20 protein-coding genes and 1 pseudogene are annotated in these 24,334 nt (G+C 62.9%); 16 read left to right on the top strand and 5 right to left on the bottom strand.

All coding sequences use genetic code 11. The features are described from left to right. Positions 1–959: oxygen-independent coproporphyrinogen III oxidase (gene hemN / locus KA184_07685; GenBank protein ID MBP8129448.1), on the bottom strand; the 959-nt coding region annotated here is incomplete at its 3' end. Positions 960–1,116: 157 nt separating this feature from the next. Here hemN and KA184_07680 point away from each other — a divergent pair. From KA184_07680 to KA184_07655, 6 genes are read left to right on the top strand one after another with little or no spacing between them, the layout of a single operon-like run. Next, entirely contained in the window at positions 1,117–1,449 is a 333-nt protein-coding gene (locus KA184_07680; protein ID MBP8129447.1) for a YbaB/EbfC family nucleoid-associated protein, read from the top strand. After that, complete coding sequence (gene fmt, locus KA184_07675) at positions 1,449–2,384, top strand: methionyl-tRNA formyltransferase (protein ID MBP8129446.1); 936 nt, start codon at positions 1,449–1,451, stop codon at positions 2,382–2,384. Before KA184_07680 ends, fmt begins: the two co-directional genes overlap by 1 nt. Next, the gene (gene rsmB / locus KA184_07670; protein MBP8129445.1) at positions 2,384–3,718 is read left to right on the top strand and encodes a 16S rRNA (cytosine(967)-C(5))-methyltransferase RsmB; all 1,335 of its coding nucleotides are present in this window, start codon (positions 2,384–2,386) and stop codon (positions 3,716–3,718) included. Before fmt ends, rsmB begins: the two co-directional genes overlap by 1 nt. Further along, entirely contained in the window at positions 3,628–4,764 is a 1,137-nt protein-coding gene (locus KA184_07665) for a PASTA domain-containing protein (GenBank protein MBP8129444.1), read from the top strand. Before rsmB ends, KA184_07665 begins: the two co-directional genes overlap by 91 nt. 8 nt (positions 4,765–4,772) lie before the next feature. After that, the gene (locus KA184_07660; GenBank protein ID MBP8129443.1) at positions 4,773–5,450 is read left to right on the top strand and encodes a ribulose-phosphate 3-epimerase; all 678 of its coding nucleotides are present in this window, start codon (positions 4,773–4,775) and stop codon (positions 5,448–5,450) included. An 11-nt stretch (positions 5,451–5,461) separates the two neighbouring features. Continuing rightward, positions 5,462–7,270, top strand: a complete 1,809-nt coding sequence (locus KA184_07655; GenBank protein MBP8129442.1) for a right-handed parallel beta-helix repeat-containing protein — start codon at positions 5,462–5,464, stop codon at positions 7,268–7,270. Positions 7,271–7,315: 45 nt separating this feature from the next. Here KA184_07655 and KA184_07650 read toward each other — a convergent pair whose 3' ends face one another. Further along, entirely contained in the window at positions 7,316–8,230 is a 915-nt protein-coding gene (locus tag KA184_07650) for a hypothetical protein (protein MBP8129441.1), read from the bottom strand. Positions 8,231–8,362: 132 nt separating this feature from the next. Beyond that, positions 8,363–8,575 carry a hypothetical protein gene (locus KA184_07645; protein MBP8129440.1) on the bottom strand — a complete coding sequence of 71 codons (213 nt, stop codon included), beginning with the start codon at positions 8,573–8,575 and terminating at the stop codon, positions 8,363–8,365. Between the two features lie 441 nt (positions 8,576–9,016). On the opposite strand from KA184_07645, the gene KA184_07640 reads away from it, so the two are divergent. The 5 genes from KA184_07640 (at position 9,017) to KA184_07620 (ending at position 16,056) form a co-directional block, all read left to right on the top strand. After that, positions 9,017–10,054, top strand: coding sequence for a Gfo/Idh/MocA family oxidoreductase (locus tag KA184_07640; GenBank protein MBP8129439.1), 1,038 nt, complete (start codon positions 9,017–9,019; stop codon positions 10,052–10,054). Between the two features lie 29 nt (positions 10,055–10,083). Further along, positions 10,084–12,483, top strand: a complete 2,400-nt coding sequence (locus KA184_07635; GenBank protein ID MBP8129438.1) for an alpha-galactosidase — start codon at positions 10,084–10,086, stop codon at positions 12,481–12,483. Between the two features lie 23 nt (positions 12,484–12,506). After that, on the top strand, positions 12,507–14,402 hold the full coding sequence (locus KA184_07630) for a hypothetical protein (GenBank protein MBP8129437.1): 1,896 nt from the start codon (positions 12,507–12,509) through the stop codon (positions 14,400–14,402). Positions 14,403–14,465: 63 nt separating this feature from the next. After that, the gene (locus tag KA184_07625; GenBank protein MBP8129436.1) at positions 14,466–15,110 is read left to right on the top strand and encodes a DUF47 family protein; all 645 of its coding nucleotides are present in this window, start codon (positions 14,466–14,468) and stop codon (positions 15,108–15,110) included. A gap of 1 nt (position 15,111) precedes the next feature. Beyond that, entirely contained in the window at positions 15,112–16,056 is a 945-nt protein-coding gene (locus tag KA184_07620; GenBank protein ID MBP8129435.1) for an anion permease, read from the top strand. Between the two features lie 350 nt (positions 16,057–16,406). Here the strand turns inward: KA184_07620 and KA184_07615 are convergent, their stop codons facing one another. Further along, entirely contained in the window at positions 16,407–17,234 is an 828-nt protein-coding gene (locus tag KA184_07615; protein ID MBP8129434.1) for an arginyltransferase, read from the bottom strand. Between the two features lie 157 nt (positions 17,235–17,391). On the opposite strand from KA184_07615, the gene KA184_07610 reads away from it, so the two are divergent. From KA184_07610 to KA184_07600, 3 genes and pseudogenes are all read left to right on the top strand, one after another. Next, positions 17,392–17,700: a DUF1805 domain-containing protein gene (locus KA184_07610; protein MBP8129433.1), complete on the top strand. Its 309-nt coding sequence runs from the start codon at positions 17,392–17,394 to the stop codon at positions 17,698–17,700. Between the two features lie 15 nt (positions 17,701–17,715). Further along, positions 17,716–19,414: pseudogene (locus KA184_07605) on the top strand (nitroreductase family protein). A gap of 56 nt (positions 19,415–19,470) precedes the next feature. After that, entirely contained in the window at positions 19,471–20,688 is a 1,218-nt protein-coding gene (locus KA184_07600) for a metallophosphoesterase family protein (GenBank protein MBP8129432.1), read from the top strand. A 175-nt stretch (positions 20,689–20,863) separates the two neighbouring features. Here KA184_07600 and KA184_07595 read toward each other — a convergent pair whose 3' ends face one another. Continuing rightward, positions 20,864–23,041 carry a hypothetical protein gene (locus KA184_07595; protein MBP8129431.1) on the bottom strand — a complete coding sequence of 726 codons (2,178 nt, stop codon included), beginning with the start codon at positions 23,039–23,041 and terminating at the stop codon, positions 20,864–20,866. 208 nt (positions 23,042–23,249) lie between these two features. Between KA184_07595 and KA184_07590 the strand changes: the two genes are divergently transcribed. Both KA184_07590 and KA184_07585 read left to right on the top strand, forming a co-directional pair. Further along, positions 23,250–23,822, top strand: a complete 573-nt coding sequence (locus KA184_07590; protein MBP8129430.1) for a metal-dependent transcriptional regulator — start codon at positions 23,250–23,252, stop codon at positions 23,820–23,822. Between the two features lie 199 nt (positions 23,823–24,021). Then, a complete protein-coding gene (locus KA184_07585; protein MBP8129429.1) occupies positions 24,022–24,327 on the top strand; it encodes a ferrous iron transport protein A in 306 nt (101 codons plus the stop codon). The last annotated feature ends 7 nt before the right edge of the window (positions 24,328–24,334 follow it).

Here is a 24,334-nt window from a genome sequence, read left to right as displayed (position 1 = left end):
CGGTGAAGCCGGCGCTCGTCCATCGCGACGGACAGTTCATCCCCCGGCAACGCGAAATGGTCCATACCGATGGCGCGGTAGCCCGCCTCGATGAACAGTCGCCTTGCATTTGCGAAGAGTTCGTATTTTTCGGGGCCCACGGGCCTGCGGTAACCCTCCAGCCGCCGCTGGTGCTTGATCTTGTCCGGAATATGCGCGTAGCTGTACACGGCGAGCCGGTCCGGGCGCAGGTCGATAGTCGTCTTGATGGTCTTTTCCCACGTTTCGGGCCGCTGTTCCGGCAACCCGTAGATCAGGTCTATATTCACGCCGCCAAAGCCCAATTCGCGGCACCATCCGACCAGCCGGCGCGTTTCGGCTTCGGTCTGGTTACGGTTGACGATTTGCTGCACGTAAGGGTCGAAGTCCTGCACGCCCATGCTGATCCGGTTGAATCCCAGCGTGCGCAACGCTTCGAGTTGCTCCCGTGTCGTCACGCACGGGTCCACTTCGAGTGCAATTTCTGCATCCCGCGCGATGGCGAAGTGCCGCGCGAGCGTGCTGAACAGCGCCCGTATCTGCGGCACGGTCAGGAACGTCGGGGTGCCGCCGCCCCAGTGTATCTGCCGCACGGTCCGCCGCTCGCCCAAGGCCCCGGCGCCCATGCCGATTTCGCGGTACAGGTAATCGAGATAGTTCTCGGCTACGTCCTGCCGTTTCGAAATCACCACGTTGCAACCGCAAAACAGGCACCGCTCATGGCAGAACGGCAAATGCACGTAAATAGACAGTGGCTCCGCGGTTTGCTGCGCCGCACGCGCCAGCGCCTCGCGGTAATCGGCGTCGCCGAACGACTCAGACCATTCGGGAGCCGTGGGATAACTGGTGTAGCGGGGTCCAGGCCGGTCATACTTGAGCAACAGCTCGCGCGTGACTACCAGGCCCGCCGCGCCTGCGCCCGCGTCTTTCTTATCGTTCAATGGTTCTCCTCCATTCCCGCCGCTTATCGACATTCCGGAAAGTCCTCAATCATTTGTGCCCCGCCGTTTCCGGCGCAGCTTTACGCCCGCGACGCACGGACCGTATACTATAGTGACTGAAACAAGCCCCACTCAGCAACAGAACAAGGAGCAACATGTGTTCAAAGGACTCGGCAACCTCGGCAATCTCGGCCACGTTCTGAAACAGGCCATGCAGGTGAAGGAGCGTATGGAGGAACTGAAGGAACGGCTTGTGGACGAGCGCGTGACAGCCGATGCAGGCGGCGGCATGGTCTCCGTCGTCATGTCGGGCCGCTACGACATTCTGGAATTGAAGATAGACCCTGAGGTCATCAACAAGGAAGAACCTGAATTCCTTGAAACACTGGTAAAGTCCGCCGTGAACGAAGCCATAAGCCGGACGCAGGCGATGGTGAAGGCCAAGATGACCGAACTCACCGGCGGCATTGAAATCCCGGGGATGGAGTAGTGCGCATCGTCTTCTGCGGTACCCCCGGCCTGGCGGTCCCGACGCTGGCCGCTATTGCCGAATGCCATCACGTCGTGGCAGTTGTCTGCCAGCCGGACAAGCCCCAGGGCCGCAGCGCTAAACCGGCGCCCCCGCCGGTCAAGTCCTGGGCCCTCGACCGCGGTATCCCGGTGCACCAGCCTGTAAAGCTCAATGACGGCGCGTTCGAGGTGTGGCTGCGCGAGCAGCAGGCCGGCATCGGCGTGCTCGCGGCCTATGGCCGCCTGCTCAGGCAGCCGATTCTCGAAGCGACCGCGCATGGGTGGTTGAACATGCATCCCAGTCTGCTGCCGCGTTGGCGCGGCCCGTCGCCTATCCAGTCCGCCGTCCTCAATGGCGACCTCGAAACCGGGGTTTCCATCATGCGGCTCAACGCGGAAATGGATGCAGGCGACGTACTAATGCGGGAGTCGACGCCAATCGGCCCCGAGGAGAACGCGGCGGAACTCACGGCGCGGCTCGCCGGGCTCGGCGCGGCGCTGATGGTGCGTGCGCTTGAACTCGTCGAGCGCGGGGACGCCCGGTTTACACCACAGGACGCATCGCGGGCCACGTACTCAAAGATGATTGAAAAGAGAGACGGCCACATCGCATGGAACCGGCCCGCGCAGCAGATTCACAACCTCGTGCGCGGGTGTATTCCCTGGCCTGCCGCGCAATGCGGGTTCCACGGCCAGGCATGCAAGCTGCTGTGCACCCGAATCGTGCCGGAACCCGCGGGCGCGCCCCCGGGCACGGTTGTCACCGTCATGAAAGATGAAATTCACGTCGCCGCCGCGGACCAGCGCGTGGCCATACTCGAGTTCCAGGCGCCGGGCAAGCGGGCCATGCTCATGGGCGAATTCCTGCGCGGCCACCGCATCGGCCTTGGCGACCGTTTCGAGGACCTCGCCTGATGCCCGTCGACCCGGTGCGGGATGCAGCCATAGACGTGCTCTTGCGCGTGTTCGAGCGCGAACAGCGCCTGGATGACGCGCTTGACACGACGCTGCGCCGGAAAACCAATCTCGGCGACCGGGGCCGCCGCTTCCTTACGCAGCTCGTGTACGGAACGGTACGCCATAAGCTTCTGAGCGAATACGTCGTCCGTCCCCTGCTGCATCAGCCGTTCGAAGAGCTGCCCGCACCCATCCGCTCCATTCTCCGTATGGCCGTGTTTCAGGCCCTATTCTGCGAACAGGTAACGTATCCTGCGATGGTGCATACCTCGGTCGAACTCGCGAAAAAGCGCGGCCATGCGGGTACGGCGCGGCTCGTGAACGCCGTGTTGCACCGCGTCCCCAACACGCTCGACGGCGTGGCGCTGCCGGCCCGGCCCGCCGACCCGGCTGCGTACCTGAGCGTCCGCTATTCGATGCCGCGATGGCTCATCGAGCGCTGGCTGGAGCAATTCGGCTTCACGCGGACGGAACAGACCTGCGCGGCGTCCAATACGCACGCCCCGGCCACGATCCGCGTCAATACCGCGAGGGCTTCGCGTGAAGAAGTCATGCGCTACCTGCTCAAGGCCGGGTTTCAGGTTGTTCACGCAACACCAATCCCGGAAGAACTTACCCTGCCCGACGCGGGACGCGTCTTGCACTCGAAATGGTTCCAGCGGGGATATTTCATCCTGCAAGACCCCGCCGCAATGCTGGTCGCGCATCTTGTGGAACCCCAGGCCGGGGAACGGATATTAGATATGTGCGCGGCGCCAGGCGGAAAGACGTCGCACCTTGCCCAGCTTGCGGGGCCCGAGGCGCGCATCTGGGCGGCAGACGTCCAGCCGGCCAAGTTGCCGAGCGTTCGCGAGAACAGCGTCCGGCTGGGACTGCCGGGCGTTGCTATCGTGTGCGCCGACGGCGCCATGCCGCCCTTTCGCGCGCTGTTCGACCGCGTGCTGCTCGATGCGCCCTGTTCGGGCCTGGGAACGTTGCGGCGGCATCCGGACCTGAAGTGGCGCGTGACCCGGGAAATGGTCAACAGGCTCGCCGCGACCCAGCGGGCTTTGTTGCGATCCGCGGTAGCGCTTTGCAAGAATGGGGGTCTCGTCGTGTACGCCGTGTGCACATTCTCCCCCGAGGAAACGATAGACGTAGTGAACGCCGCGCTTGCGGAAGGCGCGGTCGAGGCCGAAGACGGCCCAGCGTGGTTGCAATCGTGGCGCGTTACAAAAGGACAGTATCGGACCCTGCCGCAAGACGCGGCCCTGGACGGTTTCTTCTTGATGCGTTTTCGGAAACGGTCCTGAATGTCGTCTTTTTCGTCATCGGGTTCATCGGCTGGTGTATCCGCTGGACTGCCGCCACGGTTATCTTTCTCATCGTCATGGCCGTCGCCGGCTATTTTGTGTTCATGGAAGCCTTGGCAGGCGGCGATTACGTGACCGTCCCGAATATCGTGGATCTGCCAATTACGGAAGCTTCGGCCATGCTGGCCGAGGTCGGCCTCGAAATGGGGAAACAGGTCCAGGTAGCCCACGACGTCGTGCCGAAGTACCATATCATTTCGCAGCGGCCCGACGCGGGAAAAGTAGTTCGTACTGGCCGGAAGGTCATTCCCACCGTCAGCCTCGGCGCCGATGCCGAGCTTGCCCCGGACGTCCTGCGTAAGACGCGCGAGGAGGCTGAGCGCGAGATCAAGAAAGCCCGGTTCCGGGTTGGGGCCGTGGCGCGCATCCCGGACAACAGCCCGCGCGACACCGTGCTCGCTCAGGACCCGCCGCCGGGCGCCAACGTGCCGCGACAAAGCGGCATCAATCTGCTGCTAAGCGCGGGTTCCGACCGCGAGGGCACCTATATGCCCGACATACAGGACAAGCCGGTCCTTGAAATCCGAAACATGCTTGCCCCGTTCGGCGTCTACCTGATCCCGAACGAAGTGGACATCCAGAACGCGCGTGAGGACATAGTGCTGAACCAGTCTCCGGCTCCGAACACGCTGATCCGGCCGGGCGACGTCGTTACGTACGACGTGAAACCGTCCCGGCGCATCACCCTGCCCAACGACGAGCACCAGGCCGAAGTGCGGCATCAGATGCTCTACGATTACTACGGAAGCGAAGTAAAGGTCGATGTCGTCGACCTTAGCGGTAACCGCGAGACAAAGGCCACCTATCCGCCTGCCTTTGACGAACAGAGTAAACAGACACGCGTCGCGGGCAGTACTATCCGCGTTTTGGTCCAGTACATCGGTGAAGCCACCGTCGAAATCTACGTGAACGGGGAACTTGAAGAGTCCTATGCGCTGAAAGACGGCGGGTCGCCGGTGCCCAGCCACTCCACCGCAGGGAGATAATCGCAACCGTGTACAACATCAAGATCGCCCCCTCGCTGCTCGCCTCTGATTTCAGCCGCCTCGGCGAGGAAATCCGATCCGTTATCGCCGCGGGCGCCGATATGATCCACGTCGACGTCATGGACGGCCACTTTACGCCGAACATCACCATCGGACCGCCGGTCGTGGCGTCGCTCCGGGCTCATTGCTCCGTGCCGCTCGACGTGCACCTCATGATCACGGAGCCCGACCGCTATATCGACGATTTCGCCGACGCGGGCGCGGACATTATCACCTTTCATGCCGAGGCTTCGATACATCCCCACCGCACCATCATGCGCATCAAGGAACGGGATTGCCAGGCCGGCATGGTGCTCAACCCGGGCACGCCCGAGGACACGCTCGAATACCTCATCGAGTTTCTCGATCTGGTGCTCATCATGACGGTAAATCCGGGTTTCGGCGGCCAGGCGTTCATCCCCGAGATGCTGCGCAAAATCCGCAACGTGCGCATGATGCTCGGCGACCGCGACCTCGAAGTCGACGGCGGCATTGACAAGCACACCGCCGCCGACGTCATTCAGGCAGGCGCCAACGTGCTGGTCGCCGGGTCGTACATCTTCCGGCATCACTCCTACCAGGAAGCGCTCCGGTCTCTGCGCGAAGCCGTGCCGTCGATTCTGGATTCCGCGCTCGAGCGCGACTGATGCGCGGACGCATGCCCACTGTCCCGTCACGCGCGATGCTGCTCGCCGCGTGTCTCTGGTGCGCATGGGGCTATGCCGGAGATACACGCCTCTTTTACGTCAGTCCCGCTGGCGACGACACCGGCGCGGGCACAAGAAACGCGCCTTTTCGGACCATTCAGCGCGCGGCGGATGCGCTCCGGCCCGGAGACAGGTGCATCGTGCAGGGCGGCACCTACCGGGAGACGGTGCGTCCCCCGAATTCCGGGACGGCTGAGAAGCCCGTGGTGTTTGAAGCGTGCGCCGGCGAGTCCGTCGTTGTCTCAGGGACGGAAATGATAACGGAATGGACGCAGAACGAGGGTGGCATCTGGTCGGCGCCGTGCGCCGGCCCCGCCGAACAGGTATTCTGGGACGGCGCCATGCTGCCGTTGGCGTGCTGGCCGAATGGGCCTGGTGACCCGATGCAGCGGGTCTGGGCCCAAGCCGACGAAGGGTCGGACGCCAAGGGTATACGGGACCCGGACCTTCCCGGCGTTGACCTCGCGGGCGCGACGGCGCATATCCTGCCCGGTGACCACTGGGTCTCTTGGACGCTCCCCGTCGAGAGCTGCGACCCGGCCGCGCACCAAATCGCATTCACGGCCGCATGGTCGCAGGACCGCGCGCACGCAGTGCGAAAAGGCACTCGCTATTTCCTGTTCGGCGCGATGCCGCTACTCGACGCCCCCGGCGAATGGTGTTTCGATGCCGCGCAAGGCCGGATCTTCCTGTTGCCGCCCGCGGGGGCAGATCCCAACGCACATCGCCTCGAAGTGAAACACCGCACGCTTGCGTTTGACCTTTCGCAGCGTGAACACGTGACCGTATCCGGTTTTCGCGTCTTTGCGGGCACAATTACACTCTCGGATGCCAGACATTGTGTAATCCTCGATTGTCACGTCCGTTATGCGTCGCATTTCACGGACGCCGCGGGCTGGGCGGGCCGCAACGATTCCGGCATCATCGTGGGCGGCCGCGACAATCTGCTGCGCCGTTGCTCGGTCGTCTACAGCGCGGGCAACGGGTATACGCTGCTGGGCGAATCCAACACCATCGAGCAGTGCCTCGCCCGGAATACAGACTACATCGCCGGCGACTGCGCGTCCGTCTGGGCGGAAGGCACGGGTAACGTGGTCCGGAACTGCACCCTGTCCGATTCGGGCCGCAGCCTGATTATTCACCGCGCGCTTCGGGCCGGACGCATCGAATTCAACCACCTCTATCGCGCGGGACTGATGACCGCGGACCTAGGCGCGACGTATTGCTTCCAAACCGACGGAGCGGGCACCGTTATCGCCTACAACTGGATACACGACAATTGCGCGCTCGCGACCGGCGTCGGCATTTATATCGACAACGGGTCAAGTAATTTCCTCATCCACCACAACGTCTCGTGGAACAACCCCGACAGCGGTATCCGTCTCAACACGCCTTCCCACAACAATCGTGTTTACTACAATACGGTCTTTCAAAATGGCAACAGCCTGGGTTATTGGGGGCCGGAGAATAACGACGACCAGCAAGGGTGCGTCGTGCGCAACAATATCTTCACCGACGCCGTGGCCACTGGCGCGGGGGGCGTCCGCGGACACAACTTCGAGGGCTCGGACCCGGGCCTCGTGGACCCCGCAGCGAATGACTTCCGCCTGAAACCGAATTCGCCCTGCATCGACGCCGGAATCGCAATCGAGGAATGCCCGGCCACGGTGCGGGGCGCCGCGCCGGACATGGGTGCCTACGAATTTGACGAACCACGCTGGGTGCCTGGTCATGACTGGAGCGAACCGCCGGTCTTCTGACCACTTCGCTGCGCGGCGCCAGTACCCGCGCGATGCCCGCCACCGTCACACCCGGTGATAACGGATCAGTCTGGCGAACGCGTACGATGCGCCGCGCAACCGCCAATGCCCCTCTATCCGCGGCCCCCGCTGTGTCCAAGCGCCCTCGGCCGCGACACTCGACTCTGCAAGCACCTGTTCCATTTCAAGCTGATGCGCATTCAAGAACGTCATGACCACGCTCGCCGCCCCGGAATCCTGACATTCCACGGACACAAGCACCCGAACCGCGTCCGAACCTTCCAGGTCCGACACAAACCGAGCGGTCCGCACGTGCTGCAGGAGGTCCAACCAACCTTCTGACGCAACACTTGCCTCGCCGACGGTATGCGCCGGTTCAAACAAGCGGTGCAGCACGGCTGCCGCGACGCCGTCCCGGTTGTCGATCAGCAGTTCCGCCGCGTGGGTGCCATCGAAACGCACCGGTGCGCCCGGCGGCGGCACACCAGCGGGCGCCGGTTCCGGCTTCACTCGGGACCGGACCACCCAGAGGCCTGGCCGCTCGACGCGGGCAGAGGTCATCTCCTGCGCTGCAAACCATCGCCAGCGCTGAGGGTCGGACCGGAACATGCCAAGGAATCCCGCGAACCGGCGCAGGCTCGCGGCGAACACGACCTCGACGTCCTCTCCGCCGCCGTCGCCAGCACCGCACGCGAGCGCGCATTCGTGAGGCAGCCAAAGTCCAAACAATGCGGGCGGTATGCCCTCATGGACGCGGCTCATCGCGTCGAGAAGACCGCCGTGGTTGGGGTCAACCCAGAGGAATATCGCGTGACTCGAGCCAAGGTAATCGGCCACGGAGACACGGACATCCGCGGAAAGCACATCGAAACGCCCGGCAATGACGCCCAGCGCAAAAGACAGCAAAACAGTCCCTGTCGCGGCTACCAGACAACCCGGCCGGCGAATGCGCACCTTCATAAGCTCTTCTCACGAATGCCGAAGCGGCGCAACTCTAACTGGTAGGCCACGTTGCAATCAATCCTCCCGGATAAAATCAAAACCCCGAGGCATTCAAGCCTCGGGGCCCGAAAAGACGGCCTTGCGCCTGCATCATACGGGAACGGTCGTCGTCAGCTTTGTTACCTCGCCCTTCGTCAATACGATGTCCTTGCTATCGCATATGATGTACTTGTTACAGCCCTCTTCGCGCGCGTCGTCTTCCACACACGCCTCCAACGCTTTCCGCCAGCCCTGCATCTCCTCTTGTTTCCAGAGCCGCTCTTCGTTCCGGGTCATCTTGTAGCGCCAGACTTTTCGACTCATTATCAATCTCCCTGGTTCTCACTCTTGCTGGTTACAAAAGATCCGGTCACCGCCCTCCATGGTCCCCAAACCGCAAAGGCGGTGGACGATCAGATACCCTTATCCTAACAAATAATGCAAACAATAGCAATACCTGCCCTTTCTATTGACCCAACGAGACACCTGGAGTAGACTGTTGCCCATTATGTGCATCAGTTCGTCAGAGTTCCGGGTGACGCCCTACGTTGCGCCTCCAATGTGTCAGGTTAACGCCCGCAACCTGCTTGCAGATGACGTCTCCGGCTCTTGCGCAACGAGACCTCCGCATGGAGCCCTATCCTACGCTCGACACCTCTGTTTATTCGTTTTAGTTCGTTATTTATTGTTTATGATCTGTTCTAAGCGGTTATTGATCTCTTATTGCCGCGAAAACCGCGCCTCGGCGCCATGGGGAGTCCCTCAATGAACGCTGCCAGTAGACCCTATCGCGTAGGGGTCATCGGAGGCGGGGCCATCGCTCAGGCGTGCCATGCGCCGGGTTATGCCCGCAATGCGGACGTTCAACTCGTGGCGGTAGCCGACCCGGAGCCAGCCCGGATACGCGAGGCTATGCTGTTTAACCCCGGCTTGCGCGGGTATACGGACTACGTGGCGATGCTGGCTCAGGAGAAGTTGGATGTCGTAAGTATTTGCTCTCCCAACGTGTTGCACGCACAGCAGACTATCGATGCCCTGAAGGCCGGCTGCCATGTCCTTTGCGAAAAGCCCATGGCCGTGTCCGTCAAGGAAGCGGACGCCATGATAGATGCGGCGAAATCGGCGCGACGCAAGCTGATGGTGGGGTTCACGCACCGGTTGTTCACAGGGCCGCGCAAGTGCCGGGAATTGCTGAACGAGAAGGCGATTGGCAAGCCGTTCATGATGCGTGCGCGTTTTGCCCACGGTGGCCCGTTTCCCGGCTGGGCGAAGAGCAAATGGTTCTACGACCCGAAACTCGCGGCGGGCGGCGCGCTCCTCGACATGGGCATCCACGCCATCGACCTGTGCCTGTGGTTGATGGGTCCGATTGTGTCGGTCAGCGCGCGCACGGCCACGCTGGTCAAGCGTATTCCCGTCGATGACAACGCCGTAATGCTGCTGGAGTTCAAGAGCGGCGCACTTGGCTATATCGAGGTCGGCTGGACCAGCAAGCCGGGTTTTGCGGGATGTGAAATCTACGGCACGGAAGGCTCGCTCGTCTGCGACTACCTCAAGGGACTGTTCATGGTTGGCGGGACGGTCTCCGCCAGCGGCAAGGATACGCACGACTGGCGCCTGGTCGAACGGCACCCGACGGAAGGGGGCTGGAAGATCGAAATCGACCATTGGCTCGACGTGATACGTGGCAAGGAGAAACTGACCATGGACGGCAAAGCAGGCCGCGAAGCGCTGCGTGTCGCTCTTGCGGCGTATGAATCCAGCAGGACCGGCAAACGCATCACGCTGCAAAAGGGCAAATAGCAGCGTCCGCCAAACCTTGAGGACATGCCATGGGCGTTCCCCCTTTCTTCCAGCGTCGCCATGCTGCTGTAACCGCGCTTCTGGCCGCGGGTATTCTCGCGGCGGCCCCATTGTCCGGCTTCGCCGCCGAACCATCCGTCCTGGGACCGGGCAAGGTCTACCGCACCATCAATTCGGACGCGTATGAAGTTCTCATCCAGAAGAACGGCCGCACGGATGTCTGCCTCCTGGACCATACGCCCGTGCTCGACAACCTCTATCCCATGATCTTGTTCGCCGATGAGGAAGAACCCCGCGCGCTGTCCGTGGATGGGCGTTACACCATGCGTGTCGAGGTTGACGACGCGCTCGGCGAAGGCCAAGGGGTCCTTTTCGGCAAGAAAGGGTGCGAGTGGGGCCTCTGCGCCTACCCTACGCAACCGTTCCTGACCGCGCAGGTTGTCTATACCAACACCGGCAAGTCGCCGGTGCGCGTGGCCCGCCTCTTCCCCGCGGCGCTGGGCGGCACACGCCGCGGCGGCGCGCATGTCGGCCCCGGCGCGGCGCAGGCAGCCATCCTCGAAAACGGGCGGCTCTTCCAGACGTTCAATGATTATGCACACGTCGTCACGGGCAAGTCGCAGAGTCAGTGGAACCTCGCCGTGCACAATCCCGTGTCCGGGCGCGTGCTCGTAGCGGGCTTTTTGACCAATCTGCGCGGCTACACACAGGTGCATCTGCAACGCACGGAAAACGCCCCGGACGACGCCTTTGACCTCATGCGCGCGGCATGCGTCTATGACCCGCCCATCGTAGTCGCGCCCGGGGAACGCCTGGCTTCCGAACTGTTCTATATTGCCGTGGCGGAGAACGACCCGTTCCTCGCGCTGGAACGGTTTGCCGCGGCGAGCGCCGCCGCCAACGGCGCACGCGCGCTGCCCGCCGCGCTGCCCCACGGCTGGGACCCGTGGAGCACCGGCCTCGGCAGCGACATCAGCGAAGAACTGCTCCTGCAGGACCTCGACGCACTCGATGCGCGGCTCAAACGCTACGGCTGGAATCACTTCGCCATCGACGCCGGGTGGCAACGCATGAAGGGAGACTGGGAACCGAACGAAAAGTTCCCGCACGGAATGAAATGGATGGCGGACGAAATCCACCGGCGCGGCATGACCGCGGCGATCTGGATTGACCCCTTCACGGTGAACGTGAAGGCGCCGCTGGCCGCGGAACACCCGGAGTGGCTCGCAGACCCGAATCCGCTCGGCAAGTTCCTGCTCGGCGACGACGAGCGTATCCTCGATGTCACCGCGCCCGGCGCGTACGCTTGCGTCCGGGACCTGTTCCAGAAGATCGGAAACGACTGGGGATACGACGCGATTGTCGAGGCGGATTTCGTCTATCACCTGCTGTTGGCGGAGCGATACCGCGACGCTTCAAAGACCAACGTCGAGGTGTTGCGTTTGGGAATGCAGGCAATCCGCGAAGGGTTTGGACCGGCCAAGTTCATCATGGCCGTGACGCCGCAGCCGATTAACGCCATGTACGCGCAAGGCGTGCGCGTGGGGCATGACTGCGCACCCCTCTGGCGTTCCGGCGACCTGCAGGGCAATTGGGGCTGCGTCGAAACCCTGACCAACGCAGTCCGGCGCTATTATGTCGCGCCGTCCCTCTATGCCCCCGACCAGGATTGCGCCTTCTTTGGGCATGACAGCACCCGCGCACGCTGGCGCGCAGCGGACAAGCCCCCGCTCACGCGCGAGCAGAGCATCGCATGGCTTACAGGCGCGGCGCTCACGGGCGGCGTGGTGAAGATAGGCGACCGCTTTTCCGAACTGACCGGCGATGAGACCGCCATCCTCAGCAGGCTGCTTCCCGTGCCGCCGAAGCCCGCGCGGCCCATCGACCTGTTCCAGGAAGCCCCGCCGCGCATCTGGGCGCTCCCTGTGGACTGCGTTATTGGCACTTGGCTCGTGGTGGCGGTATTCAACTGGGACGACACCGCGCCGCAGACGGTCTCGCTCGATTTTCGCGCCCTTGGCCTGGACCCCAATACGTATTACGCGGTTTTTAGCTTCTGGCAACAGGAGTACCACGGCACGGCACGGGGAAACCTCGACGTGCAATTACCTCCCGCCTGTGTGCGGGTCTACGGATTTCGTCCCTACGAGGATCGGCCCCTGTTTCTCGCCACGGACCGCCACTTCACGATGGGCGCAACGGATTTCACGGAACTGCGGTGGGACCCGGTGGCGCGCACATTGTCCGGCACATTCAATGTCGTTGCCGATACGCGCTACACGCTGCATTTCCTGGTGCCCGAAGAGTACCGGCTTCAGGAAGCGACCGTTTCCGGCACGGCCGCTGCCGCTTCCCTGAAGGACCGAGTACTCGCTGTTACGTTCGACTGCGTCGCGGCGGCGCCGGAAACGGTAACCCTGCAATTCTGACGGCGAATAAGGAAGGAAGATATATGCGTGCTGGAATCGTCCTGTGTTGCGTCGCCGCTGCCATATACACGGCTGGCGCCCGGGCCGCCACGGAAGACCTGGGCAACGGCTTCTACCATCACGGTATCGCAACGCCGGTGAGCAATCATCGCGGCATCGTTGCCACAACCGACGCAAACAACCGCGATGTCGTGCTCGTCTGGCTCTTTGACCACCGCGGCGGTTACGCGCTTCTGCTCATCGACGCGGAAACCGGCAAGAGCGAGCAATTCCCCGTTCCGTTTCCGCCGGGCGGGGACTGCCCCTACGCGTCCATTCTCTCGTCCAAGAACAAGTTCTACACCCATTTCAACAGCTATTTCGTCGAGTTTGACCCGGCGAAGCGTGCCTTTACGTTTTGCCAGGCAACGGCCCCGCAGATGGCCATGGGCATGACCGAGGACGACCAGGGCGTGATCTGGTCGGTCACGTACCCGCAGAGCGGGGTCGTCGCGTTTGACCCCGCGACAGCCGCGCTGCGCGACTACGGCCACGTATACAAACAGAACTGGGCTCAATACCAGCGGAGCGTTGCCGCTGACGATGCCGGCTGGATCTATTTCGGCATCGGCAGCACCGCCAGCCAGATCATCGCGTTCGACCCGCGCGCCGCCGAGGCGCGGCCGGTGGTGCCCGAGGGCGAGCGCGTCCACGGCGCCGGAACCGTCTATCGCGACAAGAACGGGAAGGTCTATGGCAATTCGGGCAACACGTGGTACGAGTTGTATCAGGGCGCGTGGCAAACACTGCCACAGCCCCCCGTCATTGACAAGAAGGCCATCATCACCGACAGTCAGGGATTGTTCCACGCCCAATTCCCTGACGGGAAGGTGCTCCGCGCCTGCGACCTTGTGGACCGCATGATGTCCGTCGAGGATCCGCAAACGGGCGATGTGCGCACGGTCCCGTTCGAATACACCAGCGAGGGCGCGCACATCATGGGCATCGCCGTGGCGCCGGACGGCACACTCTGCGGCGGCACCGCGTTCCCCATGCGGTTCTTCAGCTACAATCCCAAGACCGGCGCCTGGGTCAACCGCGCCAGCTACGGGCAATGGAACACGGTGGCACGGCAGGGCGACCGCTTCTTCGCCGGAGGTTATGGCGGCGGCTTCCTGCTCGAATGGGACCCCGCGCGACCTTGGGTGGACACGGACAAGGGCAATGCAAATGCCAACCCTCTGTTCCTGACGGAATGTACGCCCACGATTCACCGCCCTCACGACCTGCTGGCCTGTCCCGACGGGACGACGCTGGTCCTCGCGGGCACGCCGGGTTACGGCTTCACGGGCGGCGGACTGCTCTTCTGGGAGCGCGAAACGCGGACGCAGACGCTGCTCGAACACACCAGCATCATCCCGGACCAGGCGATCGAAAGTCTGGCGCCCCTGCCGGAGGGCAAAATCCTCTGCGGCACGACCATCAGCCCCGGCACCGGCGGTGAGACCAAGGCCGCGACCGCGGAGTTGTGCGTCATGGACCTGGCGGCAAAGCGCCTCGAATGGCACGCGCCCGTCCTGGCTGCAGCCCGCGAATACACCGACCTGTGCACGGCGCCGAATGGCCTCGTTTACGGCGTCGCGGACTGCAGTCGATTCTTCGTCTTCGATGCCGCCAGGCGAGAGGTGCTCCTGGAACGGAACCTGACGGAGACCCTTGGCAGCACGAATCACCAGCAGGGCCCGCGCGTGTTTGTGCTAAGCCCCGAGGGCGTCCTGTACCTGCTGTTGGCAAACGGAATTGCGCGCGTGGACCAGGCCACGCACGAAATCACGCTGCTGGCCAAGTCGCCTGTGCCTGTCGGGCCGGGCGGCGATTTTCTGGACGGACGCGTCTACTTCGGCAGTGGCGCGCACCTGTACAGCTATGCCGTGCCCTGATCCGGGGCATGGGCGCTGCCCCCGCAACAGTGGGGAGCGTGCACGAAAAGGGACAGGACAGTCATGTTCTACACCAGACAACGTCAGATTGAAGCGCTGATCGGCGAATACCGCGAGCAAGCATCGGCCTGCGTTCAGCGCGCCCATGACAGTCTCGTGCGCTATTGCGACAGCGGCGACCTTGCCCGCCTCGCACGCGACGTAATCGATGTGCATCACGCCGAGAGCCGAGCCGACGACCTGCGTCGCGACATCGAGACGCTCATGTACGCGAAGGCGCTATTCCCCGAGTCGCGCGGCGACGTACTTGGGCTCCTCGAGACGCTCGACACCGTGCCGAACCAGGCCCAGGCGGTAGTGCGCGCGATTGTGCAGCAGTACATCGTTGTGCCGCAGCCGTTGCATGCACCAATGTGCGAACTGTTGAGCCTCTGCATGCGGTGCGTGTCCGTCATGATGGAAGCCGTGGGCCGGCTATTCACCGATTTCACAAACGTGGCGGACCTGCTCGGAAAGATCGATGAGATGGAAAGCCGTTCAGATACGCTTGAAGGCCAGCTAATCCAGCAGGTCTTCGCGTCGCCCGGCATCAAGGACCTCGACAAGGTCCTCTTGCGCGACTTGATCCACGGCATCTCCGCCATTTGCGATATGGCGGAAAACGTGGCTGACCGCATCCGTATCATCGTCATCAAGAGGGTCTCCTGAGATGGGCGCCTTCCTGGGGTTTGCCCCGTTGGGCGGCGGTCTGTTTCTCGGCTGGGCGCTCGGCGCAAACGACGCGGCGAACGTCTTCGGTACCGCCGTCGCTGCGCGCATCATTCCCTATTGGCGCGCGGCGCTGCTGTGCGCATGCTTCGTGGTCCTTGGCGCAACCCTGCAAGGCGCGGCAGGCATCGCTACGCTCCGCGACATCGCGCCGGAAACCGTGACCACCGCCGTGATCGTCAGCGTCGCCTCGGCGATTACCGTGACCGTCATGACGGCCATGAAACTGCCGGTGAGTTCGTCGCAGGGTGTCGTCGGGGCAATCCTGGGCATCGGCCTCGCCACGAACCGGACGGAGTTCGGCCCCCTGGCGAAAGTGGTGCTGTGCTGGGCTGGCACGCCCATAGGCTCGCTGATACTGGCCATGTTCTCGTACAAGGTGCTGGCGTTCCTCTTCCGCCACGTGCCCATGAGCATGTTTACTCGCGACAGGGTGTTGTGGTCCGGCCTGCTGGCCGCCGGCGTCTACGGCTCCTACGCCCTCGGCGCCAATAACGTAACCAATACCGTCGGCATGTTCTCCGGCGTGCTGCCCGGCGTTTCGGACCGCGCGCTCGCCGCCTTCGGCGGCGCGGCGATGGCGCTCGGCGCCGTTACATTCAGCCGCCGCGTCATGCTCCACGTCGGCTCGGGCATCATGCGGCTCGACGCGTTCACGGCGTTCGTCGCCGTGTCGAGCATGTCGCTCACGGTCCACGCGTTCGCCGTTATTGGCGCGCCCGTAAGCACTTCTCAGGGAATAGTCGGCGCGATTCTAGGCATCGGCCTGCTGCGCGGCGCGCAGTCGATTCATTTCGATGTGCTTCGCCACATCGTCGTGGGATGGATCATGACGCCCGTCGTAGCGCTCATCCTCGCCGCGGCAGGGTTCGCCATCTTCACGTAACCGCAGCGCGCGGGCTCACCGCGTCTCCAACGGTGCGCTCCGGTCAAAACACCCTTCGTTGCGCCCGGTCACGCCCGCCCGTCGAACGGCACAACGTGTACATCCGCGGCCGCGCAAGATTCTGCTCATGAAAGGGTGAGACGCCACGCATCCGCGTTTTTCGGCCACTTCAAAAATGGAACCGCATGCCCCTCCGGCGTCAACACCCCTCATGCCGCCTTCCCTTCTCTACCCATTATGATGCCAGACTCCAATCACACCGCGGGGCTTTTGGCCGCCTGTTCTCCCTTGCCCCTTTCCCTGGTGCGAAGAAGAAGAAGCACACATAAGCACACCGATGAAGAAGGATTTCAATCGGTGTTCATCGGTGGTTCGTTTCCTGGCTGCGGCATCTGCCGTTCCACGCGGCGCCAGACCGCGTCGTCTGGCGCCTTGTATTCACAGGGGCGAAACCGGGCCTTGTAACTCATGCTCGGGCAGCCGCGGATATAAAAGCCGAGGTAGTAGTAGTCCATCCCCCACTGGCGCGCGAGGTCGATTTCGTATAGCGCCGAGTAAGTACCGGGGCTGTGGCGCGCGAACGCTGGGTCAAAATAGAAATACACGGACGAGAGCGCGTTGCCGAGACGGTCGAGGATGCCCACGCCGGCGAGCCGGTCGCCCGCGCGAAGCTGGACCTCGATCGTCCTCGGGCCGATACAGGATTCGACCAGGAACCGCCCGTAGGCTTCCCTCTCCCACGCGGCGTGCTCCGCACCGTGCTGGTAGCGCAGGTACTCGCTGTAAAGGCGGCCTTTCTCCTGCGTGAAACGGGGGCGGGCCAAAGACACCCGAAATGTCCGGTTACCGCGATTCCAGATGCGGCGCTGTTCCTTCGTGCGGTGAAACTCGCGCACGAGCACGCGCAGCATCTTGCATTCATTGCACTCGCGGCAAACAGGGCGGTACAGATACGCCCCGTTGCGCCGGTAACCCGCCACAAGCAATTCTTCGTACCGTTGCGCGGCGAGGTCCCCTTCGCAGACGCGGTATGTGGCTACGCGGTCGGGCAGGTACGGACACACGTCCGGCGCGTTGCCCACGTGAGACACTTCCTCCACGAACTGCAACGGAAGCACCTCGCGGGCTTCCCCGGGCTCTGGGTGTATCGCGCCGGAATCGTGTGTCATACCGCTCAACAGAGGTTTCTCCCAATGACTGCCAATGACGTATTCAAGCATAGCGCGGGTATTGAAACAACTGGGCGAGTCCTCGTATGGATAGGCATTATCCGGCCCGCTGCGTTACGATACGGCATACACGCTCCCTCGCCGGAGCGACACCGGAGGTAGGCACATGATTCGCATAGCGCCCGTTTTGTCGAAGCAGACGCCGGCCTTGGGCCTCGAGGCCGGCTGGTCCGACAGCCAGTTTGTCATGATCCTCACGGACAAGGGCCTCGTCGCGTGCGGCGTGGTCGACAAGGAGGTCATGGACCGCGCCGGGGCCGCGATTGCCATCGCGCGAGGCACGCGCGAGCATCCGCTGGTTACGGTCGACGACTTGCTGCGCGCGAAGATTGTCGACATGACCAGCAAGGCCGCCGCGTATGGCGTTGAACTGGGTATGACCGGCGAGCAGGCCTTGGCGGTGTTGTCGGATTGACGCCGGCGTTTGCACATGGCTGACAAAGAGCAAAGTTCCCGATTACAGGTGGCGGTCGAAGCGGTGCGCGCGTATCACGAGGCGACGAAGCACCATCCGCACCGGTACGCGCGATCGCTGGGTTACCTGGACTGGGCCAATCAGCCGGACCCGTTCCGGCGCTATGCCGGCGCGCCTCTGTATCTGCTGCCCTTTCCCGAAACGGATGATTCGCCGCCCTATGATGCGTTAGCCGCGCCGGCCTCTATCCCTCCGCGACCCTTGAATCCGTTGTCGATTGGCCAGTTCTTCGAATCTGCGCTGGGCCTCTCCGCGTCCAAGGAATACCAAGGTTCGCGGTGGGAGTTGCGATGTAACCCGTCGAGCGGGAATCTTCATCCCACCGAGGGATATCTGGTTTCGGATTTCACAGGCGCGCCTTGCGTATATCACTACGCGCCGCGCGAACACGGGCTTGAACGCCGCGCGGCGCTGCCGGCCAGGGCTTGGGCACGTCTGACGGACGAGTTCCCCAAACCGGTCTTCTTCGTTGGAATTGCGACCATCCAGTGGCGCGAGACCTGGAAATACGGCGAGCGCGCCTACCGGTACTGTAACCATGACGTGGGCCATGCCCTGGCGGCGCTGAGTTTTTCCGCCACGGCATTGGGCTGGCGTCTCGTGCATCTCGACGCCGCGCCGGACGCCGAAGTCGCGGCGTTACTCGGCCTGGACCGGTCCCAGGAACACGGCGACGCGGAAATCGAGCACCCGGACCTCCTCGCGGCAGTCGTGCCGGCGAACCATGCCACGCCGATCCCCAACGGGTTCGCAGCGGATTCGCAGCGACAGACAGGGGCTGCCGCGCGAGGGGTTGAATGGCTGGGGCGCGCCAATCGTCTGAGCCGTGAGCACCGCGCATGGGAAATCATAGAGAAGACAACGCTTGCGTGCCGCAAGCCGTCCACGCAACCGCAGGCCTATCCCCCATGCACCCCGGGCGTTCCTCAACGCCCGTCCGCCGGGCCAACGGCCCGCCGCATCTTCCAACAGCGCCGCAGCGCCGTTGATATGGACGGCGTGACGTCCCTTTCGGCTTCGGCTTTCTACCGGATCCTCGCGAGGACCCTGCCAGACCCGGGCGCGCCCCCGTGGTGGAGCGCTCCGCCGGAGACGCGCGTGCATCTGGGGCTGTTTGTGCATCGCGTGACCGGCCTGCAGCCCGGACTCTACCTGCTTGCGCGCGATCCTGCCGGGACAGCCGCCCTACGCGGAGCGATGCATCCCTTCTTTGCCTGGGAATGCCCGGCGGATGCGCCCGAGTCGCTGCCCCTGTTTCTGCTCGAAGCGGGTGACTGCCGCCGCATCGCGACGCAGGTGTCCTGCCAGCAGGATATTGCGGGAGACGGCGTTTTCAGCGTCGCGATGTTGTCGTGTTTTGATGAGCCCTTGCGCGCGCGGGGCGTGGTTGTATCCGCGCCTGTTCTGGGAAGCAGGGATGACAGGCCAGGTGTTATACCTGGAAGCCGAACGCGCGGGCGTGCGCGGCACGGGAATCGGCTGCTATTTTGACGACGTCGCGCACGAACTCTTTGGGCTGCGCGAATCGGGCTATCAATCGTTGTATCATTTCACGATTGGCGGACCGGTGGACGACCCGCGGCTGCGCGCGCTGCCGCCGTATACCGCAGCACGCAGGAAGCAGCCCGCTGGCGATGTTGAATCCTCGCAGTAGCGCCGCCGGTCCATAAACCGGGCCACAGACGGGAATCGGTATTGGAGGAGCTTGCCATGCGATTGCAGCAACATACCATCGCGCGTGTCCTGGCGCTCGTCGTCCTCGTCGCGGCGACAGCCCTGCTGGTGCAGGGATGCGCCACGCCGTTCCACATGTACCTGACGTGGCAGGGCGATCCGTCGACGACGATGACCGTAAACTTTCAGACCCCGATTCCCGCTCCCGAGGGCGTTGTCTACTACGACACGGAACCGCGCGGGCAGGACGCCGCCGCGTATGCGTTCCGCGCTTCCGCGCCGCCGCACACCGTTCCGGGCATCAAGGAAAAACGCGCGGTATTCAGCGTCCCACTCACGGGGCTCGAACCGGGCACCACTTATCACTTCCTCTACGGTGTCGAGGGCAAGCGCTTCTCGACGGTTCAGCAGTTCCGCACAATCCCGAACGATGGTTCGCCCATACGCTTCGCGGTGGGCGGCGACGTGAGCGTACACCCGCGCGCGCGGCGTCTGCTCAAGCAAGCCGCCGCGGCCAATCCGGACTTCGTCGTCATCGGCGGCGACATCGCGTATGCCAATGGCAACCCCAAGAACCTCTTCATCTGGGACTGGTGGTTGCAGACGTGGGAAAGCTGCATGCGCACGGAAGAAAACCGGGTCATTCCGGGCGTGTTCGCTCTTGGAAATCATGAAACCAACGGTGATTTCGAGGAGCCGGAACGCAACGCCCCATACTTCTTTGGTTTTTTTGCGCAGGGCGGTTTGCCGTATTTCTCGCTGCGTTTCGGCCCCAGTCTGGGACTGATCATTCTTGACTCGGGTCATACCGTCCCCCACGACGGCGCGCAAAAGGCCTGGCTCGAAACGGTATTGCAGAAAATGGAAGGCGTACCCTTCAAGATGGCCGTCTACCATGTGCCGTTCTATCCGAGTCATCGCGATTTCGAGGGCAGCCTATCCGGGGCGGGCCGCGAACATTGGCTGCCGTTGTTCGAGCAGTACGGCGTAACGGCGTGTTTTGAGCAACATGACCACACGTTCAAACGGACCAAGCCCATCCGCGGCAATCAGGTAGACCCCGAAGGCATTGTCTATTTCGGCGACGGCTGCATGGGCGTGCCGCCCCGCAAAATCGAGAACGAGGGTGCGTGGTACCTCGAAAAAGCTTCGAGCACGCCGCATTTCTGGCTGGTCGACCTGGCGAACGAAGCCGTCACCTATCAGGCCGTGGACATCCACGGCGAGGTATTCGACCGCTATCCGCCGCAATGACAGCGCCTTTTTCGGAAACAGCCTCGACGGTGATTGCGTCGCCTGTGCGAACGCACGCCAGCTCGCGGGTCGCCCTCGATCTTGCCAAGCATGTTCATCGCCGTCACGGGGCGGCATTCGACGCCCCGGCAGGCCATGAAATGCGAATGTGCATCATCATCAGCCGCACACCTCGTCACGTGCCTTCCAGGGCATCGAGGGCCAACAATGCGTTCATGAACGTGTCCGTGTACGGGAAAACGCCCTTGCGCACGTATTCCACGTGCCCGTCCATAAACAACACATTTATGCCTTCTACCGTTTCGCCCACCGGGCGTTCCATCATCACCAACACGCGCGACTGCGCCATGACCGCGCCCGCCGGATTGCTGATGTCGGTAATGAAGAAGCGCTCGACGCCCTCGCGAAGCCGGTACAGCTTGCCATTGGGGGTGTCGAAATCCTGCTCGAAGCCAGCGCGCGACTCCGCCGCTTTCCGATACGCCTCGGCGTAGGCGAGACCCTCCTCTTCGGTCGTGATCGCATGGGACAGGTAGAGATAGCAGCGGTCATCGATCATAATCTGCGCGAAATCCGGGTTATCAAAGTCGATCTCCAGAGCTTTGCAGCCGGGTCGCGCCAGTATCGTGACATCGGAAAGATATTCCGGGTAAATCGCCGCGGCGTCGATCATCAATTTGCCCGGCACGGGCGAGATGGGCGGATACACCTGCCCCTTGCTCTCATTTGCGTACATCTTGCAGACCAGCCCCATCTGCTTGAGATTGTTCTGACTTATGGCTCGCGCATTAGGATCTTGCCTGCCTGACAGCGCGGTCAGCATCATCGCGGGACCGGACAAGAGGGTGTTTGGGATGTCGCAAACGACCTGCCCGTAGGTCCCGTGGTGCTCGATGCGCACCTGTATATTGCCCAATTCGAGAGTCTGCTTGGGCATGTCCATGGCCAGGCCACCGGATTGCATCGCTCTTGACAGACGTCTCCCGTTCACATGGAGAAACCCGTGATTTGCCCGCGCCAGCAGCGTCGCCAGGAAAGGACGCGGCGCTTCCTCAACCACCGCACCCGTAACCTTGTCTAGCAGGGCCTGAATGTCCTGTTTTCGAGTGCCGATAAGAAACAGGTCTTCCGTGCTGGTGTAGAAGATGCGGTCGGCCGGCGGCGGGAACACATTGATCTCATAGATGTCCCTTCCCGCGTATTGTCCCGCCGCTGCCGGTGCGTCCGCCATACCGAGAGAAGTTTCAATCATCTTCGGCGTCGGGCTTCTGACGACGGCAATGAAGTGCATATGCTCGCTGCTTATCACGGGCACGGCGGCGGCGGCTTCATCACCCAGCAATCCCGTAATGAACGTGAAGAATCCCTGTGCCTGCGTGCGTTGTGCGGGATCGGTCACCACCGATTCGAGCACGGCGCGCGCGAGGTTTTTCAATCCCGGCGAAATGCGCAAGCCGGCCATGGCTATGCTGTTCGCGGGCAGCAGGTTCGGCAGTCCCAGCGGCGGGGTTGCTTCACACGGCGCCTTCTGATGTGCTGCGATGCGCAGCCACAGGCGCTTGCCTTGGAGCGCCGCCGTGGCCACGACCTCGTCATACGCGGCGGTCAACACTCCGCCTATTCCATTCGCGAGCGCGGCAACGTCTTTATCCTCTGCCGCTATCATCGCCAGCAGTCTATCCGGATGCGCGCGCACCACCCACTCGTTCTCGTTCAGCGCGGGAAGTTCCGCGCCGCTGTAATGGACTCTGCAAGGCGATTCAATGCCCTGCGCCGCGGCGCGCAACGCATCCGGACTCTTGGCCAGCACCACGTAACCCCGATAGAACAGGTAGGCCGTCTCGTCCGGCGTCAGCAAGCCCGCCCTGCACGGAACGCCGCTAATGGACACTTCCAGCGGCTCCCCATTCTCGAATCCCAATAACGCCGCGAAGCGCTCCGAGTCCACAATGGGCAGGTACAGAGACATCTGTTCCCCTTCGAAATCCCCCATGACCACCGCTACGGGTCTGGACCCGTCGACCCCCGTCTTTTCCAGGAGTTCCGCGAGCGAGTTCGTTTCTCCCAGCTCCAGGTCCTCAGCGATGTCCTGGAGCATATCCAGTGGGGAACCAATGAATTTGCCTGGCAGCGCAGCCATCCCGCTTTGTTCGTAAAGCGCGTCCAATGTTTCATAGGCAGCCGAGAGCGAGGGCCAGGCGCACGTAATTCCATCGTCGGCCGGCGAAAATGTCAGGAGGTCGGTCAGATTCCACGCCGGGCCTTCCTGTGACAGCGCGGGAACGCCAATCATCAGGAAATAGACGCAGGCAACAACACAGAGGGCGCGTTCAAGCATATGTTGCGGGCTCATGGCATCCTCCCTGTGGTTTCAGGCGGACAATACCTGACGTGACTTCAGTCTACCGGAAACCGCGACGGTTGGAAAGTCCCCGAACCGTGAGTGCGACAGCGATGCCGCGCACCAACGTGTCCGCGAGCAAAAATTGGTTTAGCTACGCGAACATGATAGAATAGAAGGCAAAGAACTGTTCACTGTGCTGAACTCCGGAGGCTATGCCGTGACCACCGCGGCGAATGACGCTAGTCACTGGCGCGATTTCGACAGGAACCTGGTGACCCACTCGATGGCCCATTACCTGATGGCCATACGCAGCCTGCGCCAGGAGTTCGGCTATGCGAGATCGACGGATGTCGCCCAGGTGCTCGAAGTCTCTCGCGGCGCCGCGTCCATGGCCTTGGCGCAACTGAAGAAACGCGGCTGGATCGCCGAGGACCCGAATCGTTTCCTGCTCTTGACGGACGAAGGCGCGGCCATCGCGGCGGTAGTCGAGGAGAATTTCGCGATTCTCTCCGGCTTCTTCGAACGCGTACTGGGCGTGCCGCGGGATGCGGCTATCAGCGATGCATGCAAGATGGAGCACTTGCTCGGCGTCGAAACAGGCCGGCGGCTCCTCTGGTTCATGCGCAGCCTGTTGGACGACCCGCACCGGCTGAGCGACCTGCGCAGGATGATGGAGAGTTACCGGGATGACGGCGAGGCCACGGCGTATCAGGAAGCGCCCGAGAGCAACGGCATGCGCGCCAAGCGCAGCGGCCCGGCCAGGAAAGCCCCCCGCGCGGGCAAGGCTTAGAGGCGCACATGACGTAATCATGGAATGCATGGTGGTAGCGGGCATCGTAACGGCCGCGGTGCTGGCGGTGGCTCGCCAGCTGTGCGCGGCGTTGTGGAATCGCGGCCGTGACGCGGGTTCCGCGTGCGGCCACGCGGCGTGTCCCGGCTGCGGGCAAGCACCGGAACGGCATTAAGACTTGAAGACAGGAACCGTAGTAATGCCGCGCGAATCGGACAGTATCGGCGCCGGCTCAGACCACAGTGTGCCATTGAGTGTGGTGCGCGCAGGAGCATGCGTGAAGGTAACCGCGCTGCGGGGTGGGCGTGCTTTTCAACGTAATCTGATCGGGATGGGCGTACGCCGCGGATGCGAAATGCGCGTCCTGCGATCCAGCGGCGGAGAGGGCGGCGCGGTCTTCGTCGCTATCGGCGAATCGCGCGTTGCCATCGGCCGGGGCATGGCCGAGAAGATATTTGTTGCGCACCCGGCTTCCGGCACCGCGGAAAGACCCGAATCGCCATGAAGGCTGC

It is taken from the genome of Candidatus Hydrogenedentota bacterium (assembly GCA_018005585.1).
Lineage (GTDB): Bacteria > Hydrogenedentota > Hydrogenedentia > Hydrogenedentales > JAGMZX01 > JAGMZX01.
This window is presented reverse-complemented; position numbering and strand designations above follow the sequence as displayed.

What these genes read in the sequence shown, in the direction of transcription:
- KA184_07625 (MBP8129436.1), top strand. Translation starts at nt 14,466, where the DNA reads ATGTTCTACACCAGACAACGTCAGATTGAAGCGCTGATCGGCGAATAC.
- KA184_07620 (MBP8129435.1), top strand. Translation starts at nt 15,112, where the DNA reads ATGGGCGCCTTCCTGGGGTTTGCCCCGTTGGGCGGCGGTCTGTTTCTC.
- KA184_07610 (MBP8129433.1), top strand. Translation starts at nt 17,392, where the DNA reads ATGATTCGCATAGCGCCCGTTTTGTCGAAGCAGACGCCGGCCTTGGGC.
- KA184_07645 (MBP8129440.1), bottom strand. Translation starts at nt 8,575, where the DNA reads ATGAGTCGAAAAGTCTGGCGCTACAAGATGACCCGGAACGAAGAGCGG.
- KA184_07585 (MBP8129429.1), top strand. Translation starts at nt 24,022, where the DNA reads ATGCCGCGCGAATCGGACAGTATCGGCGCCGGCTCAGACCACAGTGTG.
- KA184_07635 (MBP8129438.1), top strand. Translation starts at nt 10,084, where the DNA reads ATGGGCGTTCCCCCTTTCTTCCAGCGTCGCCATGCTGCTGTAACCGCG.
- KA184_07640 (MBP8129439.1), top strand. Translation starts at nt 9,017, where the DNA reads ATGAACGCTGCCAGTAGACCCTATCGCGTAGGGGTCATCGGAGGCGGG.
- KA184_07650 (MBP8129441.1), bottom strand. Translation starts at nt 8,230, where the DNA reads ATGAAGGTGCGCATTCGCCGGCCGGGTTGTCTGGTAGCCGCGACAGGG.
- rsmB (MBP8129445.1), top strand. Translation starts at nt 2,384, where the DNA reads ATGCCCGTCGACCCGGTGCGGGATGCAGCCATAGACGTGCTCTTGCGC.
- KA184_07600 (MBP8129432.1), top strand. Translation starts at nt 19,471, where the DNA reads ATGCGATTGCAGCAACATACCATCGCGCGTGTCCTGGCGCTCGTCGTC.
- KA184_07630 (MBP8129437.1), top strand. Translation starts at nt 12,507, where the DNA reads ATGCGTGCTGGAATCGTCCTGTGTTGCGTCGCCGCTGCCATATACACG.
- KA184_07655 (MBP8129442.1), top strand. Translation starts at nt 5,462, where the DNA reads ATGCCCACTGTCCCGTCACGCGCGATGCTGCTCGCCGCGTGTCTCTGG.
- KA184_07595 (MBP8129431.1), bottom strand. Translation starts at nt 23,041, where the DNA reads ATGAGCCCGCAACATATGCTTGAACGCGCCCTCTGTGTTGTTGCCTGC.